Annotated in this window: 2 rRNA genes; both read right to left on the reverse strand. The window is 40.6% G+C overall.

The annotated features are described in order from the left end of the window. A 5S ribosomal RNA gene (gene rrf / locus HHO41_RS22155) occupies nucleotides 1-91 on the reverse strand; the annotation flags it as partial. Between the two features lie 113 nt (nucleotides 92-204). After that, a 23S ribosomal RNA gene (locus HHO41_RS22160) occupies nucleotides 205-293 on the reverse strand; the annotation flags it as partial.

Here is a 293-nt window from a genome sequence, read left to right on the forward strand (position 1 = left end):
GGGAGAGCCCCCAACTACCATCGGCGCTGAGAAGCTTAACTTCCGTGTTCGGTATGGGAACGGGTGTGACCTTCTCGCTATCGCCACCAGACTATTTTACAAGACATTATTTATTATAATGGCTTTTTTAAATTTTGCAAGAGAAATTTCATTCTCTCAAAACTAGATAATATAGAAGAAATGTTTAAACGTTCATCACCTTAAATGGTTAAGTCCTCGATCTATTAGTATCAGTCAACTCCACATGTCGCCACGCTTCCATCTCTGACCTATCAACCTGATCATCTTTCAGG

Origin of the sequence: Bacillus sp. DNRA2, assembly GCF_012843265.1 — a bacterium.
Classification (GTDB): domain Bacteria; phylum Bacillota; class Bacilli; order Bacillales; family Cytobacillaceae; genus Bacillus_BU.